The 418-nt window shown below is 66.3% G+C and carries 1 protein-coding gene; it reads right to left on the reverse strand.

The window, feature by feature from the left end:
• On the reverse strand, nt 1-418 hold a 418-nt coding region (locus V6F91_RS27205), incomplete at both ends, for a TonB-dependent receptor domain-containing protein (protein ID WP_332769940.1).

The raw sequence follows: 418 nt of genomic DNA on the forward strand, positions 1-418 counted from the left end.
GACTGGTGGACCATGCCGGCGCCTAGTCCGAAGCGAGGGGTTGCCTGCCAGCGCGCCCAGACCGAGGCGCGAGCGCGCGGCGTTTGCGCGAGACGGACTGCTTCGTTGCCACGCAGACGGGCGTCGAGCCAGGTGTAACTCGCGCTGACGTTCAGTGTTGGAAGCAACTGCCCGGTCACCTCTGTCTCAACTCCCTCCGTACGGGTCCCGCCGACGTTTAGCAGCAGGAGCGGATTGTTCGGAGCGGGCGTGGTCGCGTTGGTGCGATCAAGGCGGAAGGCGGCCACCGACGCGATCAGCGCGGGAGTGGGCTGCCACTTCGCGCCGACTTCGTAATTTTGGTAGGATTCGGGGGCGAGGTTGCGCTCGTCGGCAATCAAACCCTCGACGAACTGGTCGCCCGAGCGTGGCTGGAACG

The organism is Pseudomonas koreensis (assembly GCF_036668835.1).
Taxonomy (GTDB): Bacteria; Pseudomonadota; Gammaproteobacteria; order Pseudomonadales; family Pseudomonadaceae; genus Aquipseudomonas; species Aquipseudomonas koreensis_I.